We start from the raw sequence: 20,144 nt of genomic DNA, 5'->3' as shown, positions 1-20,144 counted from the left end.
TTCCGGGACGGGCTGTCAGCCGACAGCATCGCGCGCCGCGTCGAGAGCCCGCAGCACGTCGGCGATCAGGTCCTCCGGGTCCTCCGCGCCCACGGAGAAGCGGACGAAGCCCTCCGCGACGGCGTCCCCGCCCCAGCGCCCGCGCCGCTCGGCCGAGGAGCGCACCCCGCCGAAGCTGGTGGCGTCGTCGACCAGGCGCAGTTCCTCCAGGAAGCGTTCGGCCCGTGCGCGGTCGGCGAGCTCGAAGGAGATCACCGAGCCGAACCGCCGCATCTGCCGCGCGGCGATCGCGTGCGAGGGATCCTCAGGGAGCCCCGGGTGGCGCAGTCCGGTCACGTCGGGGTGCTCGGCGAGGACGCGGGCGAGCTCCAGGGCGGTGGCGCACTGGCGGTCGACGCGGAGCTGGAGCGTGGCCAGCGAGCGGTGGGCGAGCCAGGCCTCCATGGGCCCGGGGATCGCGCCGACGATCTTGCGCCAGCGCCGTACCTCCGCGGCCCGCAGCGGGTCGCGGCAGCTGACGTGGCCGAGCAGCACGTCGCCGTGACCGGTCATGCCCTTGGTGTCGCTGGCCACCGAGAAGTCGGCGCCGAGTTCCAGGGGGCGCTGGCCGAGCGGGGTGGCGAGGGTGTTGTCGACGGCGACGAGCGCCCCGCCGGCGTGGGCCGCGGCGACCAGCCGGCGGATGTCGCAGACGTCGAGCCCCGGGTTGGACGGGGTCTCGATCCACAGCAGCCGGGCGCCGTCGAGGACGTCGAGCTGGGCGTCGCCGCCGGTCGGCGCGGTGCGCACCTCGATCCCGTACGCCCGCAGCTGCTCGTGGAGGAGCGGCAGCGCCTGGTAGCCGTCGGCCGGCAGGACGACGGCGTCGCCGGCGGAGAGCTGGGAGAGGAGCACGGCGGAGATGGCGGCCATGCCGGAGGCGAAGACCACGGTCTCGACGCCGGTCTCCCCGGGCGCCTCCAGGGTGCCGATGGCCCGTTCCAGATGGGTCCAGGTCGGGTTCTCGTCGCGGCCGTAGGTGTACGGTCCGGTGGGCTCGCCCGGCAGGTGGAAGTGGGCGGCGAAGACCGGCCCCGGCAGGGTCGGTTCGTGCTTCACGGGCTCGGGCAGTCCGGCCCGCACGGCGAGCGTCCCGTCGCCGGGCCCCTCGTCGGGGTGGTGCCGTTCCTGAGGGATCAACGGGTTCACGGGGTCCTTTCCATGGTCTCGTCCCCCTGGCGTCTCCCCCCGATGGCGGAGCGGATGGCGGCGAGGAGTCCCTCGCTCGCGGCCTCGGCCATCTCCAGGCATTCCTCGAAGCCGTCACGCCCGCCGTAATAGGGGTCGGGGACGTCGAGCGCGTCCCCGGCGGCGGGGTCGTACGAGCGGAGCAACCGGATCTTCGCCGCCTCGTCGGGGGTACGGGCGAGGCGGCGGAGCTCCCGGGCGTGGCTCTCGTCGAGCGCGATGACCAGATCGCGGTCGGCGAACCAGGAGGCGCGGAACCGGCGGGCGGTGTGGGCGGCGGTGTAGCCGTGCTCCTCCAGGACGGCGACGGTGCGCGGGTCCGCCGCCTCGCCCTCGTGCCAACCGCCGGTGCCCGCGCTGTCCACCTCGACCGCCCCGCCGAGGCCGGCCTCCTCCACGCGCGCGCGGAAGACGTGCTCGACCATCGGGGAGCGGCAGATGTTGCCGGTGCAGACGAAGCAGACGCGGTAGGTCATGGCGGTCGCTCAGTCGCCGTCCGGCAGGAGCACGTTGAGCGCCCACGAGACGACGGAGATGATCAGGCCGCCGAGGACGGCGGTCCAGAAGCCGTCCACGTGGAAGCTGAGGTCGAACTGATCGGCCAGCCACGAGGTGAGCAGCAGCATCAGGGCGTTGACCACCAGGGTGATCAGCCCGAGGGTCAGGATGAAGAGCGGCAGCGTCAGCAGCTTCACGATCGGCTTGACCAGGAAGTTGACGAGGCCGAAGACGAGGGCGACGAGCAGCAGGCTGCCGATCGCCTTGCCGGTGATCTCGTCGTCACCGGTCAGGGTGATGCCCCCGAGCAGCCAGATGGCCACAGCGAGGGCGCCCGCGTTCGCGAGCGTCTTGACTACGAAATTCTTCATGTGTCTGATCGTGGCAGAGACCATCGGGCTGAGGGCAGGGGCGAACGGCAGTGAAGGCATTCCGGCTGGACGAACTCGAGGCGGAGCGCCTCGCCAATCAGGGGGCGTACCTCCAGTTCCTGCGTGAGCGGAACATGTCGGTGGGGCTGTACGCGCTCGACGCGGGCGAGTTGGACCCGCAGTCGCCGCACGGTCAGGACGAGGTGTACTTCGTGGTGTCCGGGCGGGCGGCGATCACCGTCGGGGAGGAGACGACACAGGTGGCGCGCGGCAGCGTCGTCTATGTCCCCGCCGGGGTGCCGCACCGCTTCCACCACATCAGCGAGGACCTGCGGGTCCTGGTCGTCTTCTCCCCGCCGGAGGCGTGAGGGCGCCCGAGGGTCTCGGGGCCGGACCCCTGGTTCCCCTAGGGGGCGGATCAGGGGAGAGCCCGGGCTTCCGGGGCCCCGCCGGGCCGGGGGGCCCGCCTAGCCTTGAGGCGTCGGGGACGGAGGGTTCCGGACAGCACGTCGAGAGCGAAGGAGCGGGCCATGGCCGTACAGGAGATTCTCGCGGGACTGCCGTGGTGGGTGAAGTGGGTCGCCATACCCGCTCTGGTGCTGCTCGTCTTCGGCGGAGTCATCACCAGCGTGCTCACCTTCGTGGTGAGCCTGCTGTTCAAGGTGCTGCTGTTCGTCGCGCTCGTGGCCGGACTCATCTACGTCGTCCGGAAGTTCGGGGCCCCGTCGAAGTCCGACCGCGACTGGTAGCACGAGCTACTCATCGGTATTCAGCTGCTGCCGGGTGTTAGCCCGGCAGAGGGAACGCGCTGGTGGAAACGGGTGGGGGTGAGGACAAGCCACTAGAGTGGCAGATCTCCGCCGAGTCGGGGACTACGGTCGTAGATCTCCGGCAGACCAGCGGCTTCCCGCTCGTCCCTGAGGGGCCCGTGCATCGGGCCCCATAGGCGTCCCAGGCCCGGCGGGTGCGCGGGGGCGGCCCCCGCGAACGGATGCAGCGCATCCGTTGTCACGCCTGGGGGTGACCTTTGGCCATGGCCACGCAGACAGCTGCGCCGACCCTGATCGGCTCGGTGCAGCGGGCGCTGAGACTTCTGGAGGCCGTGGCCTCCCATGCGGACGGTGCCCCCGCCAAGCAACTCGCCCGGGAGACCAACCTCCCGCTGCCCACGACGTACCACCTTCTCCGCACCCTGACGCACGAGGGCTATCTGCTCCGCGAGAAGGGTGTGTTCCGTCTCGGCGAGGCAGCCGCCCGGCTGGCCCGCGACGGCGCGGTGCAGAATCGTCGCATCAAGATCGAGGACCTCCTTGCCCGCTGGCGGGACGAGATCGGTGTACCCGTCTATTTCGCGCTCTACCGCGACGGCGAGATCGAACTGGTCTCCGTGGCGGACACTCCCGACTCCCCCGCCGTGGAGGAATGGGCCGGCTTCCGGGAGACCGGACACGCCCACGCGATCGGCCAGTGTCTGCTCAGTCAACTCGATCTGAAATCTCGTCAAGACCACCTCGACCGACACCCGGTGGAAGCCATCACTCCGCACACGGTGCGTAACCAGCGGATACTTTTGGATCGTTTGGGCGGTTTGGGGCGAATGGAGCCCCTGGTGGAGCGGCAGGAATATGCGCTCGGCACGGTTTGCGCCGCAATCCCCCTCACGGTGGGGGACACGGCGGCCACTCTGGCCATTTCTCTCCCTCTTCACCAGGAAGAACGGTTGCTCCCAGCAGTCGAGCGGCTACAGAAAGAGATCGGGAAGCTCTTCAGTTCCTTCGCCCTCTCTATCAGTATCTGAAAAATCACTCCTTGTGATCCGCTAGCGCGTACAGCACGATTGCGTCAAGAGGGCCACGGGGGATCATTCCTGGCCGTTTCGGTCACAGCTTTCAGCAGCTGTGTTTACACAACTGCTCCATCTACTGCGGGGTACATGATGCGAGAGTCGGTTCAGGCCGAGGTCCTGATGAGCTTCCTCGTCTCCGAGGAGCTCTCCTTCAAGATCCCAGTCGAACTGCGATACGAGACCCGGGATCCCTACGCGGTGCGGATGACCTTCCACCTCCCCGGTGACGCGCCTGTGACCTGGGCCTTCGGCAGAGAGCTGCTGCTCGACGGGATCAACCGCCCGAGCGGCGACGGCGACGTCCACATCGCCCCGACCGAACCCGAGGGCCTGTCGGACGTCTCCATCCGGCTCCAGGTGGGCGGCGACCGCGCCCTCTTCCGCGCCAGCGCCCCGCCGCTGGTCGCCTTCCTCGACCGCACGGACAAGCTGGTGCCGCTCGGTCAGGAACAGGCGCTGGGCGACTTCGAGGACAGCCTGGAGGCCGCGCTCGGCAAGATCCTCGCCGAGGAGAGCGCCGGCCCCGCCTGACGCCGGCCCGACCCGTACGCCCGACGTCGGCACCCCTCCCGTACCGCCGGCGCCGGGGCCCCTCCCGTACGACCGCCGCGGGCGCCCCGCTCCGTACGGCCGCCGACGCGGTCCGCGCGTACGGCCGCCGCGCGCGCGTCACTTCGCGCGGCGCCGCCGTCCGCCGCCACCCGCGGCCCGGCCACCCGCCTCCGCCGCCGAGGGACGGTCGGCCGAGACCACGAGCGCCGCGAGTGCCGTCGTGACCGGAACCGAGGCGACCAGACCGATCGAGCCGACCAGCGTCCGGACGATCTCCTCCGCCACCAGCTCGCTGTTGGCCACCGTCCCCATGCTGCTCTGCGCGATGGTGAAGAGCAGGAGCAGCGGGAGCGCGGCACCGGCGTAGGCCAGGACCAGCGTGTTGACCACCGAGGCGATGTGGTCGCGGCCGATCCGGATCCCGGCCCGGTACAGGGCGCGCGGACCCATGCCGGGATCGGCCTGGTGCAGCTCCCAGACGGCCGAGGTCTGGGTCACGGTGACGTCGTCCAGGACACCGAGCGAACCGATGATCACCCCGGCCAGCAGCAGGCCGGACATGTCGATCTCCGGGTAGAGACCGTGGATCAGCCCGGTGTAGTCGTCGGTGTTGCCGCTGAGCGAGGCCCAGCCGATGAAGAAGGAGCCGAGCAGGCCGATCAGCAGCAGGGAGATCAGCGTGCCCAGGACCGCGACCGAGGTCCGGGCCGACAGGCCGTGGCACATGTAGAGCGCGAGCAGCATGATCGCGCTCGACCCGACCACCGCCACGATCAGCGGGTTCGACCCCTCCAGGATCGCGGGCAGGATGAAGAGGGTGAGCACCAGGAAGCTCACCGCGAGGGCGATCAGCGCCATCACGCCCCGCATCCGGCCGACGAGCACGACCGCGAGCGCGAAGATGCCCGCGAGGACCGCCATCGGCACCTTCCGGTTCACGTCCGTCACCGAGTACTGGAGGTCCTTCGGGGCGTCGGGGGCGTAGGCGACCACCACGCCCTGGCCCTCGTCCAGTTGGCGCGGGGCGTCCGGCTGCACGATCTCGGTGAACCGCCGCCCCTGGTCCGGGCCGCTGGTGACCTCGATCGTCGCCTTCTCGCACTGCCCCTGCTGCGCGTTGACCGCCTCGCGGCCCTGCGGCGTGGAGGTGTCGCCGGTGGGCGGCACCTGTGCCGCGTTCACGTCCTTGCAGTCCACCCGCTCGACCGCCACGACCTTGCCCTGCTCGGTCTGCCGGTCGAAGCCGACGCCGGTCCGCTCGTGCGCCGGCGTACCGCCGGGCCACAGCACCGCGAGGCCGACGACGACGGCGGTGGCGAAGGGGATGAGGACCGCCGCGATGACTCTTCGCAGATGGCGCGAGACGGGCGCGGCGGGTCCGTGGCTGTGGCTGTGCCCGTGGCCGGAACCGTGGTCAGGACCGTGCTGGCCGAAACCATGCCCGTGCTCGTGGCCGTGCGGATCGGGGGACTGCTGGGGGGAAGTCACCGCCCGATCATCGCAAGAACGGCGGGGGCCCACTGTTCAGCACGCCCGGGAGGGCGCTAGCCTCGTGACACCTTTGCACACGCGGGAGCTCGGAGCACCGGGCTGAGAGGGCGCTGATCACCGTACGCACACGTACGGGAGGAGGCTGCGCCGACCGCCGAACCTGTTACCGGGTAATGCCGGCGTAGGGAGATTCGGTCACATGACCCTTCAGGATGCACGCACGCCTGCCTCCAGCCAGGACGAGCGCACGCCGGGCTGGCACAAGGGATACGTCGAGGGCTCCCGCCCCGACCTCCGGGTGCCGGTCCGCCGGGTGCACCTCACCAACGGCAAGGACGTGACGCTCTACGACACGTCCGGTCCGTACACCGACCCGGCCGTCGACACCGACGTGCGCCGGGGCCTCCTCCCGCTCCGCGAGAACTGGATCATCGCGCGCGGCGACACGGAGGAGTACGCGGGCCGTCCGGTCCGCCCCGAGGACGACGGCATCAAGCACACCTCGCCGCGCGGCGGCGGGCTCAAGAACCTCGACGCCGTCTTCCCCGGCCGTCCGAGGCTGCCCCGCCGGGGCCGCGACGGGCAGGCCGTGACCCAGCTCGCGTACGCCCGCCGGGGCGAGATCACCCCGGAGATGGAGTACGTGGCGATCCGGGAGAACGTCTCGCCCGAGGTCGTCCGCGAGGAGATCGCGGCGGGCCGCGCCGTGCTGCCGGCCAACGTCAACCACCCGGAGATCGAGCCGATGATCATCGGCAAGCGGTTCCTGGTGAAGGTCAACGCCAACATCGGCAACTCGGCCGTCACCTCCTCCATCGAGGAGGAGGTCGAGAAGATGACCTGGGCGACCCGCTGGGGCGCCGACACGGTCATGGACCTGTCCACCGGCCGCAACATCCACACCACCCGCGAGTGGGTGCTGCGCAACTCCCCCGTGCCGATCGGCACCGTGCCGCTCTACCAGGCCCTGGAGAAGGTCGACGGCAAGGCCGAGGAGCTGACCTGGGAGATCTACAAGGACACGGTCATCGAGCAGGCCGAGCAGGGCGTGGACTACATGACCGTGCACGCCGGCGTACTCCTGCCGTACGTGCCGCTCACCGCGCGCCGCAAGACCGGCATCGTCTCGCGCGGCGGTTCGATCATGGCCGCCTGGTGCCTCGCGCACCACAAGGAGAACTTCCTCTACACGCACTTCGAGGAGCTCTGCGAGATCCTCGCGGCGTACGACGTCACCTACTCGCTCGGTGACGGGCTGCGCCCCGGCTCGATCGCGGACGCCAACGACGACGCCCAGTTCGCGGAGCTGCGGACGCTCGGCGAGCTGAACACGATCGCCAAGCGGCACCACGTGCAGACGATGATCGAGGGCCCGGGCCACGTCCCGATGCACAAGATCAAGGAGAACATCGACCTTCAGCAGGAGATCTGCGAGGAGGCGCCGTTCTACACGCTCGGCCCGCTGACCACGGACGTCGCGCCCGCCTACGACCACATCACCTCGGGCATCGGCGCGGCCATGATCGCCTGGTGGGGCACCGCGATGCTCTGCTACGTCACGCCCAAGGAGCACCTGGGCCTGCCGAACCGCGACGACGTGAAGACCGGTGTCATCACGTACAAGATCGCGGCGCACGCGGCGGACCTGGCCAAGGGGCACCCGGGCGCGCAGGAGTGGGACGACGCGCTCTCCGACGCCCGCTTCGAGTTCCGCTGGGAGGACCAGTTCAACCTGGCCCTCGACCCCGACACCGCCCGTGAGTTCCACGACGAGACGCTGCCGGCGGAGCCCGCGAAGACCGCCCACTTCTGCTCGATGTGCGGTCCGAAGTTCTGCTCGATGAAGATCTCCCAGGACATCCGCCGCGAGCACGGCGGGGACCTGAAGAAGGAGGAGATCGAGGCCGGCATGGCCGAGAAGTCGGCGGAGTTCGCCGCCTCCGGCAACCGCGTCTACCTGCCGATGGCGGAGTAGCGGTCGCCGGTACCGGACCCGCCCCGGCCCGCGGTCCACGGGGGGATCGCGGGCCGGAGCGCGTCAGGCGGGCGGTGGTGCCGGGTCCCGGTCGGGGTCGGCCGCCGTGGCCGCGAGGGCGGCCTGGAGGAAGGGGATGACGCCGCGCTCCAGGAGGGCGTGGCGCCAGGCGGCGCGGGCCCGGGCGAGTTCGTCGTCGGGGGCGCCGGTCTCGGCCGGGCTGTTGCGGAGCGCGGTCAGGAGGAGTCCGGCGCCCGCGCAGAGCAGCCCGGCGGCGGCGAGGGCGCCGAAGACCAGTCCTGCGGTGAGCAGCGTGGTGCCGAGGGCGGCGTCCGGGGCGAGCCAGTGGACCACGGCGCCGACCAGCAGGAAGATCGCGGCGGCGGTGCCGGCGAGGACCGGGACGAGAACCGTGAGGACCGCGACGGCCCCCGGGGACTCGTCGGGGGCGGGGCTCCGGGGCACGTTGGAGGCGGCCCGACCCGCTTCGCGGACCTGGGTGAAGTGCTCGTACTCGCTCGCCGCCGCGGCGGTGATGAGCGCTGTCGCGTTCAGCGCCATCGCGCGGAGCTGACCGGCGGTCAGCCGGGTGCCCGCGCCGACGAGTTCCGGCCGTTCCGGAGCGGTGCGCAGTGCGTCGTCGAGGACCCGCTCGTACTCGGCACGGTCCTCGGTCAGCAGGTGCGGAGCCACGTTCATGTGCATCCCCCGATGCTCGACGGGCCGGGACCGGCCGTGGAGAACGGCGGTCCGGGCGGAAGCGGAGGAGAGCCTGCCTAACTGGGGAGACCGATGGTAGGGCCGTGACCGTGCGCACTGACAGGGGGTTTCCGGAATTCGCCCCCTCCGGATGCCCGGAGCGCGGGTCAGTCCGCCAGCGGGAGCTGGACCACCAGCAGCTTTCCGGCCATGGTGACGCCGCCGTCCATGGCGATGGCGAGGCCGTCGGCGTAGACGTGCGGGCCGTCGACGACCGGGCGGGAGTCCTCCTCGCCGTCCTCCGTGCCGACCTGGCCGAGAAGGTACGGGATCGGGCTGTGGCCGTGCACGACCCGGGAACCGCCGTAGGTGCCGAGCAGCTCCTGGACGGCCTGCGGGCCGCCGTCGTCGCGGAAGGCGAAGCGCTTGGTGAACTTCCGGAAGAGGTCCCAGACCTCGTCGGCGTCGTTGCGCGTGAGGATCTCGTGGACGGTGTCGTTGACGTCCTCGATCGTCCCGCCATAGTCGAGGTACGCGGTGGTGTCCGAGTGCAGCAGGAGGTGGTCGTCCTCGCGGACGACGGCGTCGAGCCGGGACATCCACTGGAGGTGGACGTCCTGGAGGCGGTCCATGTCGTGCTTCTGTCCGCCGTTGAGCAGCCAGGCGGCCTGGAAGGTGGCGGTGCCGGCCCCGGAGTTGACGGGGGTGTCGCCGAAGCGCTTGGCGCCGATGAGGAGCAGCTCGTGGTTGCCCATGAGCGCCTTGCAGTAGCCGCCGGCGGCGGCGGCCTCGGCGGAGAGCCGCATGACGAGGTCGATGACGCCGATGCCGTCGGGTCCGCGGTCGGTGAAGTCGCCGAGGAACCAGAGCCGGGCGTTGCCCGCGGCCCAGCCGCCGTTCTCGTCGACGAGGCCCTGGGCGCGGAGGGCGGCGAGGAGTTCGTCGAGGTAGCCGTGGACGTCGCCGACGACGTAGAGCGGCCCGGGGCCGTCGCCGGTGGGCGCGGGCGCGGGAGCGGCGGCCGGGGCGACGGGGACCTGGAGCGTGTCGCCGCGCTGGATGACCGGGAGGTCGCGCTCGGTGGGCGTGTAGCCGTCCGGGAAGTCGTCGGGGAAGCCGCCCGCACCGGGGTGGGCGGTGGCGGCGACGGGCGCGGCTGCCACGGGCGCGGCGCCGAAGGGATGCGCGGCCAGGGGGTGGGCGGCGCCGGCGGGCGCGGCCGGGGCCTCGGGGTACGCGGCGGGCTCGGGGGTCTCGGCGTACGCGGCGGGCTCCGGGCGTGCCGGGGCTTCGGGGTACGCGGTCGGCTCGGGGCGTGCGGGGGCCTCGGCGTACGCGGGCTCGGGGCGCGCCGGAGCCTCGGCGTACGGGGGCTCGGTGTGGCCCGGTTCGGGGCGTGCCGGGGGCTCCGGGAACGCGACCGGCTCGGCGTACGCGGCCGGGCGGGTGCCCAGGTGGAGCGTGGGGTCGGCGGGCGGCGCCGGAGGCTCGCCCGCGTGGCCCTGCACGGGCACCCGGGCGTACGGGGGTACGCGGAAGTCACGCAATGTCGCCGTGCGTTCCACGGGATCCTGCCCGGCCCCCTGAGTCATCGACCCCTCCACCACCGTCGCGATGCCCTGCACATCGCGGACCGGCCTGGTCGGGGGGTCCGCGGTGTCGTGCGCCCATCATAGGAATGAGGGTCCGCCTGTGTGACGCACCAGGGGTGGTGAATCCGGGTTCGCTCCGGGTTCACCGGTTGTTTCGCCCGAATTGAGAAGGTCCAGTCCAGGGTCGGGTCCGGTGGGGTGCCCGGTTTCGCCGTCGCCGCCCTCGGGCAGGGACGGGACGGCGCTCGTTCTCGGGGTCGTACCGGCCCGTGCCGGGACGGGCCCGCTTCGTGGTGCGCGCTCGCCCCCGGGGTGGTCCTCGGATCGCGATCGGTGCTGCTCGAACCCGCTCGGTCGTGCCCGGTGGATGCCCGGTCGGGTCCCGCTGGGGTCGTACTCGTCCTGCTCGGGTCGTTCGTCCGGCCGCTCTTTCGGCGCGGCCGGAGTTCGGAGGGTGCGTCGGTCGTCCGGGCCCTGCGGCCCGTCAGTCCTTCGCGGGTGAGCGCGGCGGGCTCACCGTCGTCCGCGGCGACCGGCGCTGCGAGGAGGTGCGGACGATCAGCTCGGTCGGTATCACCTGTTCGAGGGGACCGTCGCCCTCGATCCCCTCGATGGCGTCGATGAGGAGCTGGACGACGGCGGTGCCGATGCGCCGCGGTTTGAGCGAGAGCGTCGTGATGGGCGGTTCGGTGGAGGCGTAGACGGTGGACTCGCTGCAGCACACGATCAGCAGGTCGTCGGGGACGCGCAGCCCGTAGCGGCGGGCGGCGGCGAGGAGGTCGGTGCCGTTGGGGTCGAAGAGCCCGTAGACGGCGTCGGGACGGTCGGGGCGGGCGAGCAGCCGGTCGGCCGCGACGGCGCCCGCGCACGGGTCGTGCGCCGGGTAGGCCTCGTAGACGGGGTCCTGTCCGACCCGCTCGCACCAGTTGAGGTACGCGGTGGTGGAGAGGCGGGTGTAGGTGTCGGTGGTGGTGCCGGTGAGGAGGCCGATCCGGCGGGCACCGGCGTCGGCGAGGTGGTCGAGGAGGGCGAGGACGGCGGCCTCGTGGTCGTTGTCGACCCAGGCGGTCACCGGGAGCGTGCCGGCGGGGCGTCCGTCGGAGACGACGGGGAGGCCCTGGCGGACGAGCTCGGTGACGACCGGGTCGTGGTCGGAGGGGTCGATGACGACGGTGCCGTCGAGGGCGACGTTCGACCAGACGTCATGGCGTGATGTCGCGGGCAGGATGACGAGGGCGTAGCCGCGGGCGAGCGCGGCCGACGTGGCGGCCCTGGCCATCTCCGCGAAGTAGGCGAACTCCGTGAAGGTGAAAGGTTCATCCCCGTACGTCGTCACGGTCAGGCCGATGAGTCCCGACTTGCCGGTGCGGAGCGTGCGGGCCGCCGCGGAGGGGCGGTAGCCCAGCCGGTCGGCGACCTCGCGGACGTGTCTGCGGGTGGCGTCCGGGAGTCGTCCCTTGCCGTTGAGCGCGTCGGAGACAGTCGTGATGGAGACCCCGGCGGCGGCGGCCACGTCCCGGATGCCTGCCCGGCCCTGCCGGCTTCCCCGGGTCTGTGCCCGGCTCACCTGGTGCTTCCCTGCTGCTGTCATGGCGAGCCGATAGTAGGGCGATGTGGGGTGGGCGGGACGGCCGCATATGCAGGCGTTGACAGGCACGTTTCTGCATGGTCGAACAAGCTCAAAGAGGGGATAATCCAAGGTAGTTGAGGGTTTCTCCTTGCGAGTTGATGTTGTCGGACGGGATGGGCCTGGTGTGGGGGCGAGGTCTCGAAGAGGTCTCAACTCACCTCTACGGGGGACGCGCGCCACGGCGCTCGCCACCGGCGCACGCCACCCGCCCGCGCGCCCCCTCGCTCGGCGAGGCCCGGTGGGCCGGGTTTTCCACAGCGTTGCAGGGCTGTTGTCCACAGCCCATTCGCAGCGGGCCGGAATCCTCATAAGGTGAGAAGCATTGGCGGTACGGACGGTCGAGGAGGCCACACTGTGAGCGAGACCAGCGGGACGAGCACGTCCACCCCGAGGCTGCGCGCCGAGCTGGACGGCATCCCCACCTACAAGCCCGGCAAGCCGGCTGCGGCGGGCGGCCCGGTCGCCTTCAAGCTGTCCTCCAACGAGAACCCCTACCCGCCGCTGCCGGGTGTGATGGAGAGCGCGCTGGCCGCTGCCGCGACCTTCAACCGCTACCCGGACATGGCGTGCACCGCGCTCTCCGCGGAGCTGGCCGACCGCTTCGGCGTCCCGGTCTCGCACATCGCCACCGGCACCGGCTCGGTCGGCGTCGCCCAGTCGCTGCTCCAGTCGACCTCGGGCCCGGGCGACGAGGTGATCTACGCCTGGCGCTCCTTCGAGGCGTACCCGATCATCACGCAGATCAGCGGGGCGACCTCGGTGCAGGTGCCGCTGACCGACGGCGAGGTGCACGACCTCGACGCCATGGCCGCGGCGATCACCGACCGCACCCGCCTGATCTTCGTCTGCAACCCCAACAACCCCACGGGCACCGCGGTGCGCCGCGCCGAGCTGGAGCGCTTCCTGGACCGGGTGCCCTCCGACGTCCTGGTCGTGATCGACGAGGCGTACAAGGAGTTCGTCCGCGACGCCGACATCCCGGACGGCATCGAGCTCTACCGCGACCGGCCGAACGTGGCGGTGCTGCGGACCTTCTCCAAGGCGTACGGCCTGGCGGGGCTGCGGGTCGGCTTCGCGATCGCCCACGAGCCGGTGGCGGCGGCGCTGCGCAAGACGGCGGTGCCGTTCGGCGTGAGCCAGCTGGCGCAGGACGCGGCGGTGGCCTCGCTGCGCGCCGAGGACGAGCTGCTCGGCCGGGTCGGCTCGCTGGTGGCGGAGCGCGAGCGGGTCCGCGCGGGGCTCGTGGCCCAGGGCTGGACGGTGCCGGACGCGCAGGCGAACTTCGTCTGGCTGCGGCTCGGCGAGCGGACCATGGAGTTCGCGGCGGAGTGCGAGCGGCACGGTGTGGTGGTCCGGCCGTTCGCGGGGGAGGGCGTGCGCGTCACGATCGGCGAGACCGAGGCGAACGACCTGTTCCTCAAGGTGACGGAGGGCTTCCGTCAGGGGGCCTGAGGCTTGGCGGCGCCTCCGTGAGCCCGGCGGCGCCTCCCCGAGCCTGGCGGCCCCGGGAGCGCGTCGCTCAGGCGAGTTCCACGCGGATCGGGTCGCCGTCGCGGACGGTGGCCAGGATCCGCGGGTCCTCGTCGAGCGAGCCCAGCAGATTGCAGGGGCTCGCCAGTCGGCACTCCTCGCCCCGTGAGATCGGGGTCGGCCCGTAGGGGAGGGCGAGGGCGTCGCCGTCGGTCCAGAAGGCCACCGTGCCGGGCTCGACGACCTGGCGCGCCCCCGCCTCGCGCGGCACCGAGACCGGAGTGTCGAAGTAGACCTCCTCGCCCCACGTGCGGGCGGTGGAGACGATCGGCAGAGCCCCCAGGAGCGCCGTGCTCGTGGGGGTTTCGTCGAGGGTGGCCGTGGTGTGTCCGGCCGGCCAACTGAGGCGTATCCGAAGGGTCATGCGCCGAATTCAACAATATGTTGAAGGGCTTGGGAAGGTGTGACCTTCGGTACAGCCCCCCACCCTGCAGTGCGGATTTCGTATGAGTCATAATTGCTTGTGAATGTGAACGCGTTCACAAGCACGTCCCGTTTCTCCCGTTACAGGGGGATCAAAGGGACAAACTGCCGATGTGACCACGGCGATGTAAGGAGAAGACGACGTGGACCTCGCTCTGGCGCCGGAGACCTTGGCGCGCTGGCAGTTCGGCATCACCACCGTCTACCACTTTCTCTTCGTCCCGCTGACGATCTCGCTCGCCGCGCTCACCGCGGGGCTCCAGACCGCCTGGGTGCGGACCGAGAAGGAGAAGTACCTCCGGGCCACCAAGTTCTGGGGGAAGCTCTTCCTCATCAACATCGCCATGGGTGTCGTCACCGGCATCGTGCAGGAGTTCCAGTTCGGTATGAACTGGTCGGACTACTCCCGCTTCGTCGGCGACGTCTTCGGCGCCCCGCTGGCCTTCGAGGCGCTCATCGCCTTCTTCTTCGAGTCCACGTTCATCGGTCTGTGGATCTTCGGCTGGGACAAGCTGCCGAAGAGGATCCACCTCGCCTGCATCTGGATGGTGTCGATCGGCACCATCCTCTCCGCGTACTTCATCCTGGCCGCCAACTCCTGGATGCAGCACCCGGTCGGCTACCGCATCAACGAGGACCGCGGGCAGGGCCCGCGCGCCGAGCTCACCGACTTCTGGGCGGTGCTCACGCAGAACACCGCCCTCACGCAGTTCTTCCACACCATGACGGCCGCCTTCCTCGTCGGCGGCGCCTTCATGGTCGGCATCTCCGCCTTCCACCTGGCGCGCAAGCGGCACGTCCGGGTGATGCGGACCTCGCTGCGGCTCGGCCTGGTCACCCTGATCATCGCCGGCCTGGGCACCGCGATCAGCGGGGACATGCTCGGCAAGGTCATGTTCAAGCAGCAGCCGATGAAGATGGCCGCCGCCGAGGCCCTGTGGGACGGCGAGGCGCCCGCGCCCTTCTCGATCTTCGCCGTCGGCGACGTCGACAAGGGCCACAACAAGGTCGCCATCGAGGTCCCCGGCATCCTGTCCTACCTCGCCAACGGCGACTTCCACTCGTACGTCCCCGGCATCAACGACATCAACAAGGCCGAGCAGGAGAAGTACGGGCCCGGCGACTACCGGCCCAACATCCCCGTCGCCTACTGGGGCTTCCGCTGGATGATCGGCTTCGGCATGGCCTCGCTCACCCTCGGTGTCATCGGGCTCTGGCTGACCCGCAAGAAGTTCCTGCTCGCGCCCGGCCTGCGGACCGGTGAGGACGACGTGCCGAACCTCGTCCTCTTCAAGAACAAGGCGCTCAGCCCGAAGATCGGCAAGTGGTACTGGATCGTGGCCCTCTGGACCATGCTCTTCCCGCTGATCGCCAACTCCTGGGGCTGGATCTTCACCGAGATGGGCCGCCAGCCGTGGGTCGTCTACGGCGTGATGAAGACCAGCGCCGCCGTCTCCCCCGGCACCACCCAGGGCGAGGTGCTCACCTCGATGATCGTCTTCACCACGGTCTACGCGATCCTCGCCGTTGTCGAGGTCAAGCTCCTCGTGAAGTACGTGAAGGCCGGCCCGCCCGAGCTCACCGACGCCGACCTCAACCCGCCCACCAAGATCGGCGGGGACACCCGCGACCCCGACCGGCCCATGGCCTTCTCGTACTGAGGCTCAGGAGATCGAGGCATGGAACTCCACGACGTCTGGTTCGTACTCATCGCCGTCCTCTGGACCGGCTACTTCTTCCTGGAGGGCTTCGACTTCGGGGTCGGCGTCCTCACCAGGCTGCTCGCCAGGAACCGGCCCGAGAAGCGGGTCCTGATCAACACCATCGGACCCGTCTGGGACGGCAACGAGGTGTGGCTGCTGACCGCCGGCGGCGCGACCTTCGCGGCCTTCCCCGAGTGGTACGCGACGCTCTTCTCCGGCTTCTACCTGCCGTTGCTGATCATCCTGGTCTGCCTCATCGTCCGCGGCGTCGCCTTCGAGTACCGCGCCAAGCGGCCCGAGGAGAACTGGCAGCGCAACTGGGAGCGGGCGATCTTCTGGACCTCGCTGATCCCCGCGATCCTGTGGGGCGTCGCCTTCGGGAACATCGTCCGAGGGGTGAAGATCGACGGCGACATGGAGTACGTCGGCACCTTCTGGGACCTGCTCAACCCGTACGCCCTGCTCGGCGGAGTGGTGACGCTCACCCTCTTCACCTTCCACGGCACGGTCTTCGTGGCCCTGAAGACGGTCGGTGACATCCGGGTCAGGGCCCGGGCGCTCGCCCTGAAGCTGGGGCTGGTCACGGCGGTGTCGGCGCTCGCCTTCCTGATCTGGACCCAGGTCCACTCCGGCGACGGCTGGAGCCTCGCGGCGATGATCGTCGCGACGCTCTCCCTGGTCGGCGCGATCGGCGCGATCAAGGCGGGGCGCGAGGGCTGGTCGTTCGCGCTCTCGGGCGTGACGATCGCCGCAGCGGTCGCGATGCTTTTCCTGACGCTCTTCCCGAACGTCATGCCGTCCTCGCTCGACCCCGCGTGGAGCCTGACGGTGACGAACGCGTCGTCGAGCCCGTACACGCTCAAGATCATGACCTGGTGCGCGGCCATCGCCACACCGCTGGTCCTGCTCTACCAGGGCTGGACCTACTGGGTCTTCCGCAAGCGGATCGGCACCCAGCACATCGCCGACGCCCACTAGGGCTGCCGCGGGCGCCTGCCAGTGCCGTCGTCGCCCGGGTCCGGGAGGACCCGGGCGCTCATCCAGAGGGGCATGTTTCACGTGAAACCGATCGACCCGCGTCTCCTCCGGTACGCCCGGGCGACCCGCGTCTTCCTCGTCGCCGTCGTCGTGCTCGGCCTGGTCGGGGCCTGCCTGGTCATCGCCCAGGCGATGCTCATCGCCGAGATCGTGGTGGGGGCCTTCCAGCAGGGCCTCTCGGTTTCCGCGCTCTCGACTCCCCTGCTGCTGCTCGCCGGGGTCGCGGTGGCCCGGGGCCTGGTCTCCTGGCTGACCGAGCTCGCCGCCCACCGGGCCGGGGCGGCGGTCAAGTCCGAACTCCGCGGCCGCCTCCTGGAGCGGGCCACCGCGCTCGGGCCCGGCTGGCTCGGCGGGCAGCGCACCGGCTCGCTCATCGCGCTCGCCACCCGGGGCGTGGACGCGCTGGACGACTACTTCGCCCGCTACCTGCCCCAGCTCGGCCTCGCCGTCGTCGTCCCGATCGCGGTCCTCGCGCGGATCGTCACGGAGGACTGGGTCTCGGCCGCCATCATCGTCGTCACCCTGCCGCTCATCCCGGTCTTCATGATCCTGATCGGCTGGTACACCCAGGCCCGGATGGACCGGCAGTGGAAGCTGCTCTCCCGGCTCTCCGGCCACTTCCTCGACGTCGTCGCGGGCCTCCCCACCCTCAAGGTCTTCGGCCGGGCCAAGGCGCAGGCGGCGTCGATCCGCGCCATCACCGCCGACTACCGGCGGGCGACCATGCGCACCCTGCGCATCGCGTTCCTCTCCTCCTTCGCGCTGGAACTCCTCTCCACGCTGTCGGTGGCGCTGGTCGCCGTCACCATCGGCATGCGGCTGGTCCACGGCACCCTCGACCTCTACACCGGGCTCGTCATCCTGGTCCTCGCCCCCGAGGCGTATCTGCCGCTGCGGCAGGTCGGCGCGCAGTTCCACGCGGCGGCGGAAGGCCTCGCGGCGGCCGAGGAGATCTTCGAGGTCCTGGAGACCCCGGTGCGGAGCGGCGGCACGCGGGCGGTGCCGGCCGGGACGCGGCTGGAGCTCGACGGGGTGACGGTCCGCCACCCGGGGCGCGCGGAACCCTCCTTGGACGCGGCGCGCCTCACCGTCGAGCCGGGGGAGACGGTGGCGCTCGTCGGCCCGAGCGGCGCCGGGAAGTCGACCCTGCTCGACGTCGTCCTCGGCTTCACGGAGCCGGCGGAGGGCAGCGTACGGGTCGGGGGCGTGGACCTGGCGGAGCTGGACCCGGCGGCCTGGCGCGAGCGGATCGCGTGGGTGCCGCAGCGGCCCTGCCTCTTCGCCGGGACGATCGCCGAGAACGTGCGGCTCTCCCGGCCCGACGCCGGTGACGAGGAGGTGCGGGCGGCGCTCCGGGACGCCGGGGCGGAGAGCTTCGTGGACGCCCTGCCCGAGGGAGCGGGGACCGTCCTCGGCGAGGACGGGGCCGGACTCTCGGCCGGGCAGCGGCAGCGACTCGCACTGGCGCGGGCCTTCCTCGCGGACCGGCCGCTGCTGCTGCTCGACGAGCCGACCGCGGCGCTCGACGGGGAGACGGAGGCGGGGATCGTCGACGCGGTGCGGCGGCTCTCCGCCGGGCGGACCGTGCTGCTCGTGGTGCACCGGCCGGCGCTGCTCGCGGTGGCGGACCGGGTCGTGGCGATCGGTACCGAGGTGTCCGCTCGCCAGGCCGCCGTGGACCCGGAAGAGACGGCGACCGCCGCCCCGGCGGCCGCACCCGCGGCCGCGCCCGCGCGGCAGGAGGCCGCTCAGGTGACCGAGGCCGGGCGGGGCGTGCTCGCCCGGGTGCGGTCCATGGCAGGTGAGCTCAAGGGGCGGATGGGGCTCGCGCTGCTCCTCGCCGGCCTCGCGCTCGGCTCGGCCGTGGGCCTCATGGCCGTGTCCGGATGGCTCATCTCTCGTGCCTCGGAGCAGCCGCCCGTGCTGCACCTCATGGTCGCCGTGACCGCCACCCGCGCCTTCGGTATCGGGCGGGCCGTCTTCCGGTACGCAGAGCGGCTGGTGTCGCACGACGCCGTGCTGCGGACGCTCGCCGAACTGCGGGTCTCCGTCTACTCCCGGCTCGCACGGATCGCCCCGGCCGGACTGAGCCGCACGCGGCGCGGCGACCTGCTGGCGCGGCTCGTCCAGGACGTCGACGCCCTCCAGGACTACTGGCTGCGCTGGCTGCTCCCCGCCGGAGCCGCGCTCGTCGTCGGGCTCGGTTCGGTCGGCTTCACCGCCTGGCTGCTGCCCGAGGCGGGCGCCGTGCTCGCGGTGGGCCTGCTCGTGGCCGGCGTGCTCGTGCCGCCGCTGGGCGCCGCCCTCGCCCGCCGGGCCGAGCGGCGGCTCGCCCCGGCGCGCGGGGCACTCGCGACCGCCGTCGCCGATCCGCTGCGCGGCTGTGCCGAGCTGACCGTGGCCGGGGCGCTGCGGGACCGGCTCGACCGGGCGCGGGCGGCCGATCGCACCCTCACCGCCATCGCCTCCCGGCAGTCCGCCGCGGCCGCGCTCGGCGCCGGGCTCTCGGCCCTGGTGTGCGGTCTGACGGTGGTCGCCGCCGCCTGGGTCGGCGTACAGGCCGTCCGGGACGGCAGGCTCGACGGCGTCGCGCTCGCGGTCGTCGTCCTCACACCGCTCGCCGCCTTCGAGGCCGTGACGGGGCTGCCGCTCGCCGTGCAGTACCGCCGTCGGGTCCGGCACAGCGCCGAGCGCGTCTTCGAGGTGCTCGACGCGCCCCTCCCCGTCCACGAGCCGACGGTGCCCGCGGCTCCCCCGGCCGGGCCGTTCCCGCTGGAGCTGGCGGGGCTCTCGGCCCGGTACGCCGAGCAGGAGCGGCCCGCGCTCGACGGATTCGCGCTCACCCTCGACGCCGGTCGGCGGGTCGCCGTCGTCGGTGCCTCCGGCTCCGGCAAGACCACGCTCGCCCAGGTGCTGCTGCGCTTCCTGGACGCGGAGGCGGGGACCTACCGGATCGGCGGGGTGCCCGCGGAGGAGCTCGACGGCGACGACGTGCGCCGCCTCGTCGGCCTGTGCGCACAGGACGCGCACCTCTTCGACAGCTCCCTGCGGGAGAACCTGCGGCTGGCCCGGCCGGACGCGGGCGAAGGGGAGCTGCGGGAGGCGCTGCGCCGGGCCCGGCTGCTCGACTGGGTCGACGGGCTCCCCGACCGGCTCGACACCCTGGTGGGCGAGCACGGTTCGAAGCTCTCCGGCGGCCAGCGGCAGCGGCTCGCGCTGGCCCGCGCCCTCCTCGCCGACTTCCCGGTCCTCGTCCTCGACGAGCCGGCCGAGCACCTGGACCTGGCCACGGCCGACGCGCTCACCGACGACCTGCTCCGCGCCACCGAGGGCCGTACCACCGTCCTCATCACCCACCGGCTGCACGGACTCGACGCGGTCGACGAAGTGGTGGTCCTGGACGGCGGCCGGACCGTGCAGCGCGGACCGTACGCCGAGCTCGTCGCCGAGGACGGGCCGCTGCGGCGGATGCTGGAGCAGGAACGGGCGGCCGATCTGCTCCTCGCCGGTGCCGGGCCGACCTCGCCCGACCGTCCGACTTTTCTCTCTAAATAGGACTAACTAGGCTC

The 20,144-nt window shown here is 71.6% G+C and carries 17 protein-coding genes and 1 riboswitch; of the genes, 9 read left to right on the top strand and 8 right to left on the bottom strand.

The features are described from left to right. Nucleotides 1-15: 15 nt before the first annotated feature. The 3 genes from ACFZCF_RS11710 to ACFZCF_RS11700 are packed head-to-tail and all read right to left on the bottom strand — an operon-like array spanning nucleotide 16 to nucleotide 2,096. Entirely contained in the window at nucleotides 16-1,188 is a 1,173-nt protein-coding gene (locus tag ACFZCF_RS11710) for a cystathionine gamma-lyase (protein ID WP_391286256.1), read from the bottom strand. Further along, nucleotides 1,185-1,703: a low molecular weight protein-tyrosine-phosphatase gene (locus ACFZCF_RS11705; protein WP_391286254.1), complete on the bottom strand. Its 519-nt coding sequence runs from the start codon at nucleotides 1,701-1,703 to the stop codon at nucleotides 1,185-1,187. Before ACFZCF_RS11705 ends, ACFZCF_RS11710 begins: the two co-directional genes overlap by 4 nt. A 9-nt stretch (nucleotides 1,704-1,712) precedes the next feature. Further along, on the bottom strand, nucleotides 1,713-2,096 hold the full coding sequence (locus tag ACFZCF_RS11700) for a phage holin family protein (RefSeq protein ID WP_391286252.1): 384 nt from the start codon (nucleotides 2,094-2,096) through the stop codon (nucleotides 1,713-1,715). A gap of 50 nt (nucleotides 2,097-2,146) precedes the next feature. Between ACFZCF_RS11700 and ACFZCF_RS11695 the strand changes: the two genes are divergently transcribed. The 4 genes from ACFZCF_RS11695 (at nucleotide 2,147) to ACFZCF_RS11680 (ending at nucleotide 4,473) form a co-directional block, all read left to right on the top strand. Next, nucleotides 2,147-2,464 carry a cupin domain-containing protein gene (locus ACFZCF_RS11695; protein ID WP_189953407.1) on the top strand — a complete coding sequence of 106 codons (318 nt, stop codon included), beginning with the start codon at nucleotides 2,147-2,149 and terminating at the stop codon, nucleotides 2,462-2,464. Nucleotides 2,465-2,626: 162 nt separating this feature from the next. Next, nucleotides 2,627-2,845, top strand: coding sequence for a DUF5326 family protein (locus tag ACFZCF_RS11690; protein ID WP_388442309.1), 219 nt, complete (start codon nucleotides 2,627-2,629; stop codon nucleotides 2,843-2,845). A gap of 284 nt (nucleotides 2,846-3,129) precedes the next feature. Beyond that, nucleotides 3,130-3,894, top strand: coding sequence for a helix-turn-helix domain-containing protein (locus ACFZCF_RS11685; protein WP_391286249.1), 765 nt, complete (start codon nucleotides 3,130-3,132; stop codon nucleotides 3,892-3,894). A 138-nt stretch (nucleotides 3,895-4,032) separates the two neighbouring features. Next, nucleotides 4,033-4,473 (top strand): SsgA family sporulation/cell division regulator, encoded by a 441-nt coding sequence (locus ACFZCF_RS11680; RefSeq protein WP_388443485.1) that lies wholly within the window; start codon nucleotides 4,033-4,035, stop codon nucleotides 4,471-4,473. Nucleotides 4,474-4,611: 138 nt separating this feature from the next. Here ACFZCF_RS11680 and ACFZCF_RS11675 read toward each other — a convergent pair whose 3' ends face one another. Then, nucleotides 4,612-5,982, bottom strand: a complete 1,371-nt coding sequence (locus ACFZCF_RS11675) for a YibE/F family protein (RefSeq protein ID WP_388442304.1) — start codon at nucleotides 5,980-5,982, stop codon at nucleotides 4,612-4,614. 71 nt (nucleotides 5,983-6,053) lie between these two features. Beyond that, nucleotides 6,054-6,190, top strand: a riboswitch (TPP riboswitch). Between ACFZCF_RS11675 and thiC the strand changes: the two genes are divergently transcribed. Next, nucleotides 6,185-7,960 carry a phosphomethylpyrimidine synthase ThiC gene (gene thiC, locus ACFZCF_RS11670; protein ID WP_388442301.1) on the top strand — a complete coding sequence of 592 codons (1,776 nt, stop codon included), beginning with the start codon at nucleotides 6,185-6,187 and terminating at the stop codon, nucleotides 7,958-7,960. Its footprint overlaps the riboswitch before it by 6 nt. 63 nt (nucleotides 7,961-8,023) lie before the next feature. On the opposite strand, the gene ACFZCF_RS11665 is transcribed toward thiC, so the two are convergent. The 3 genes from ACFZCF_RS11665 to ACFZCF_RS11655 form a co-directional block, all read right to left on the bottom strand. Continuing rightward, the gene (locus ACFZCF_RS11665) at nucleotides 8,024-8,665 is read right to left on the bottom strand and encodes a hypothetical protein (protein WP_388442298.1); all 642 of its coding nucleotides are present in this window, start codon (nucleotides 8,663-8,665) and stop codon (nucleotides 8,024-8,026) included. Nucleotides 8,666-8,826: 161 nt separating this feature from the next. Next, nucleotides 8,827-10,251, bottom strand: coding sequence for a metallophosphoesterase (locus ACFZCF_RS11660; RefSeq protein ID WP_391286246.1), 1,425 nt, complete (start codon nucleotides 10,249-10,251; stop codon nucleotides 8,827-8,829). A 484-nt stretch (nucleotides 10,252-10,735) separates the two neighbouring features. Further along, a complete protein-coding gene (locus ACFZCF_RS11655; RefSeq protein ID WP_388442292.1) occupies nucleotides 10,736-11,842 on the bottom strand; it encodes a LacI family DNA-binding transcriptional regulator in 1,107 nt (368 codons plus the stop codon). 393 nt (nucleotides 11,843-12,235) lie between these two features. Here ACFZCF_RS11655 and hisC point away from each other — a divergent pair, with 393 nt between their 5' ends. Next, nucleotides 12,236-13,333, top strand: coding sequence for a histidinol-phosphate transaminase (hisC, locus tag ACFZCF_RS11650; protein ID WP_388442289.1), 1,098 nt, complete (start codon nucleotides 12,236-12,238; stop codon nucleotides 13,331-13,333). 67 nt (nucleotides 13,334-13,400) lie between these two features. Here the strand turns inward: hisC and ACFZCF_RS11645 are convergent, their stop codons facing one another. Beyond that, complete coding sequence (locus ACFZCF_RS11645; protein WP_391286243.1) at nucleotides 13,401-13,775, bottom strand: cyclophilin-like fold protein; 375 nt, start codon at nucleotides 13,773-13,775, stop codon at nucleotides 13,401-13,403. A 202-nt stretch (nucleotides 13,776-13,977) separates the two neighbouring features. Between ACFZCF_RS11645 and ACFZCF_RS11640 the strand changes: the two genes are divergently transcribed. The 3 genes from ACFZCF_RS11640 to cydD all read left to right on the top strand — a co-directional run bounded on the left by ACFZCF_RS11640 (nucleotide 13,978) and on the right by cydD (nucleotide 20,130). Further along, nucleotides 13,978-15,495 carry a cytochrome ubiquinol oxidase subunit I gene (locus ACFZCF_RS11640; protein WP_391286240.1) on the top strand — a complete coding sequence of 506 codons (1,518 nt, stop codon included), beginning with the start codon at nucleotides 13,978-13,980 and terminating at the stop codon, nucleotides 15,493-15,495. A gap of 18 nt (nucleotides 15,496-15,513) precedes the next feature. Then, nucleotides 15,514-16,515: a cytochrome d ubiquinol oxidase subunit II gene (gene cydB / locus ACFZCF_RS11635; protein ID WP_391286238.1), complete on the top strand. Its 1,002-nt coding sequence runs from the start codon at nucleotides 15,514-15,516 to the stop codon at nucleotides 16,513-16,515. Between the two features lie 81 nt (nucleotides 16,516-16,596). Then, on the top strand, nucleotides 16,597-20,130 hold the full coding sequence (gene cydD / locus ACFZCF_RS11630; protein WP_391286237.1) for a thiol reductant ABC exporter subunit CydD: 3,534 nt from the start codon (nucleotides 16,597-16,599) through the stop codon (nucleotides 20,128-20,130). Nucleotides 20,131-20,144: the final 14 nt, after the last annotated feature.

This window comes from Streptomyces sp. NPDC007945 (genome assembly GCF_042958885.1).
In the GTDB taxonomy this organism is placed as follows: Bacteria; Actinomycetota; Actinomycetes; order Streptomycetales; family Streptomycetaceae; genus Streptomyces.
This window is presented reverse-complemented; position numbering and strand designations above follow the sequence as displayed.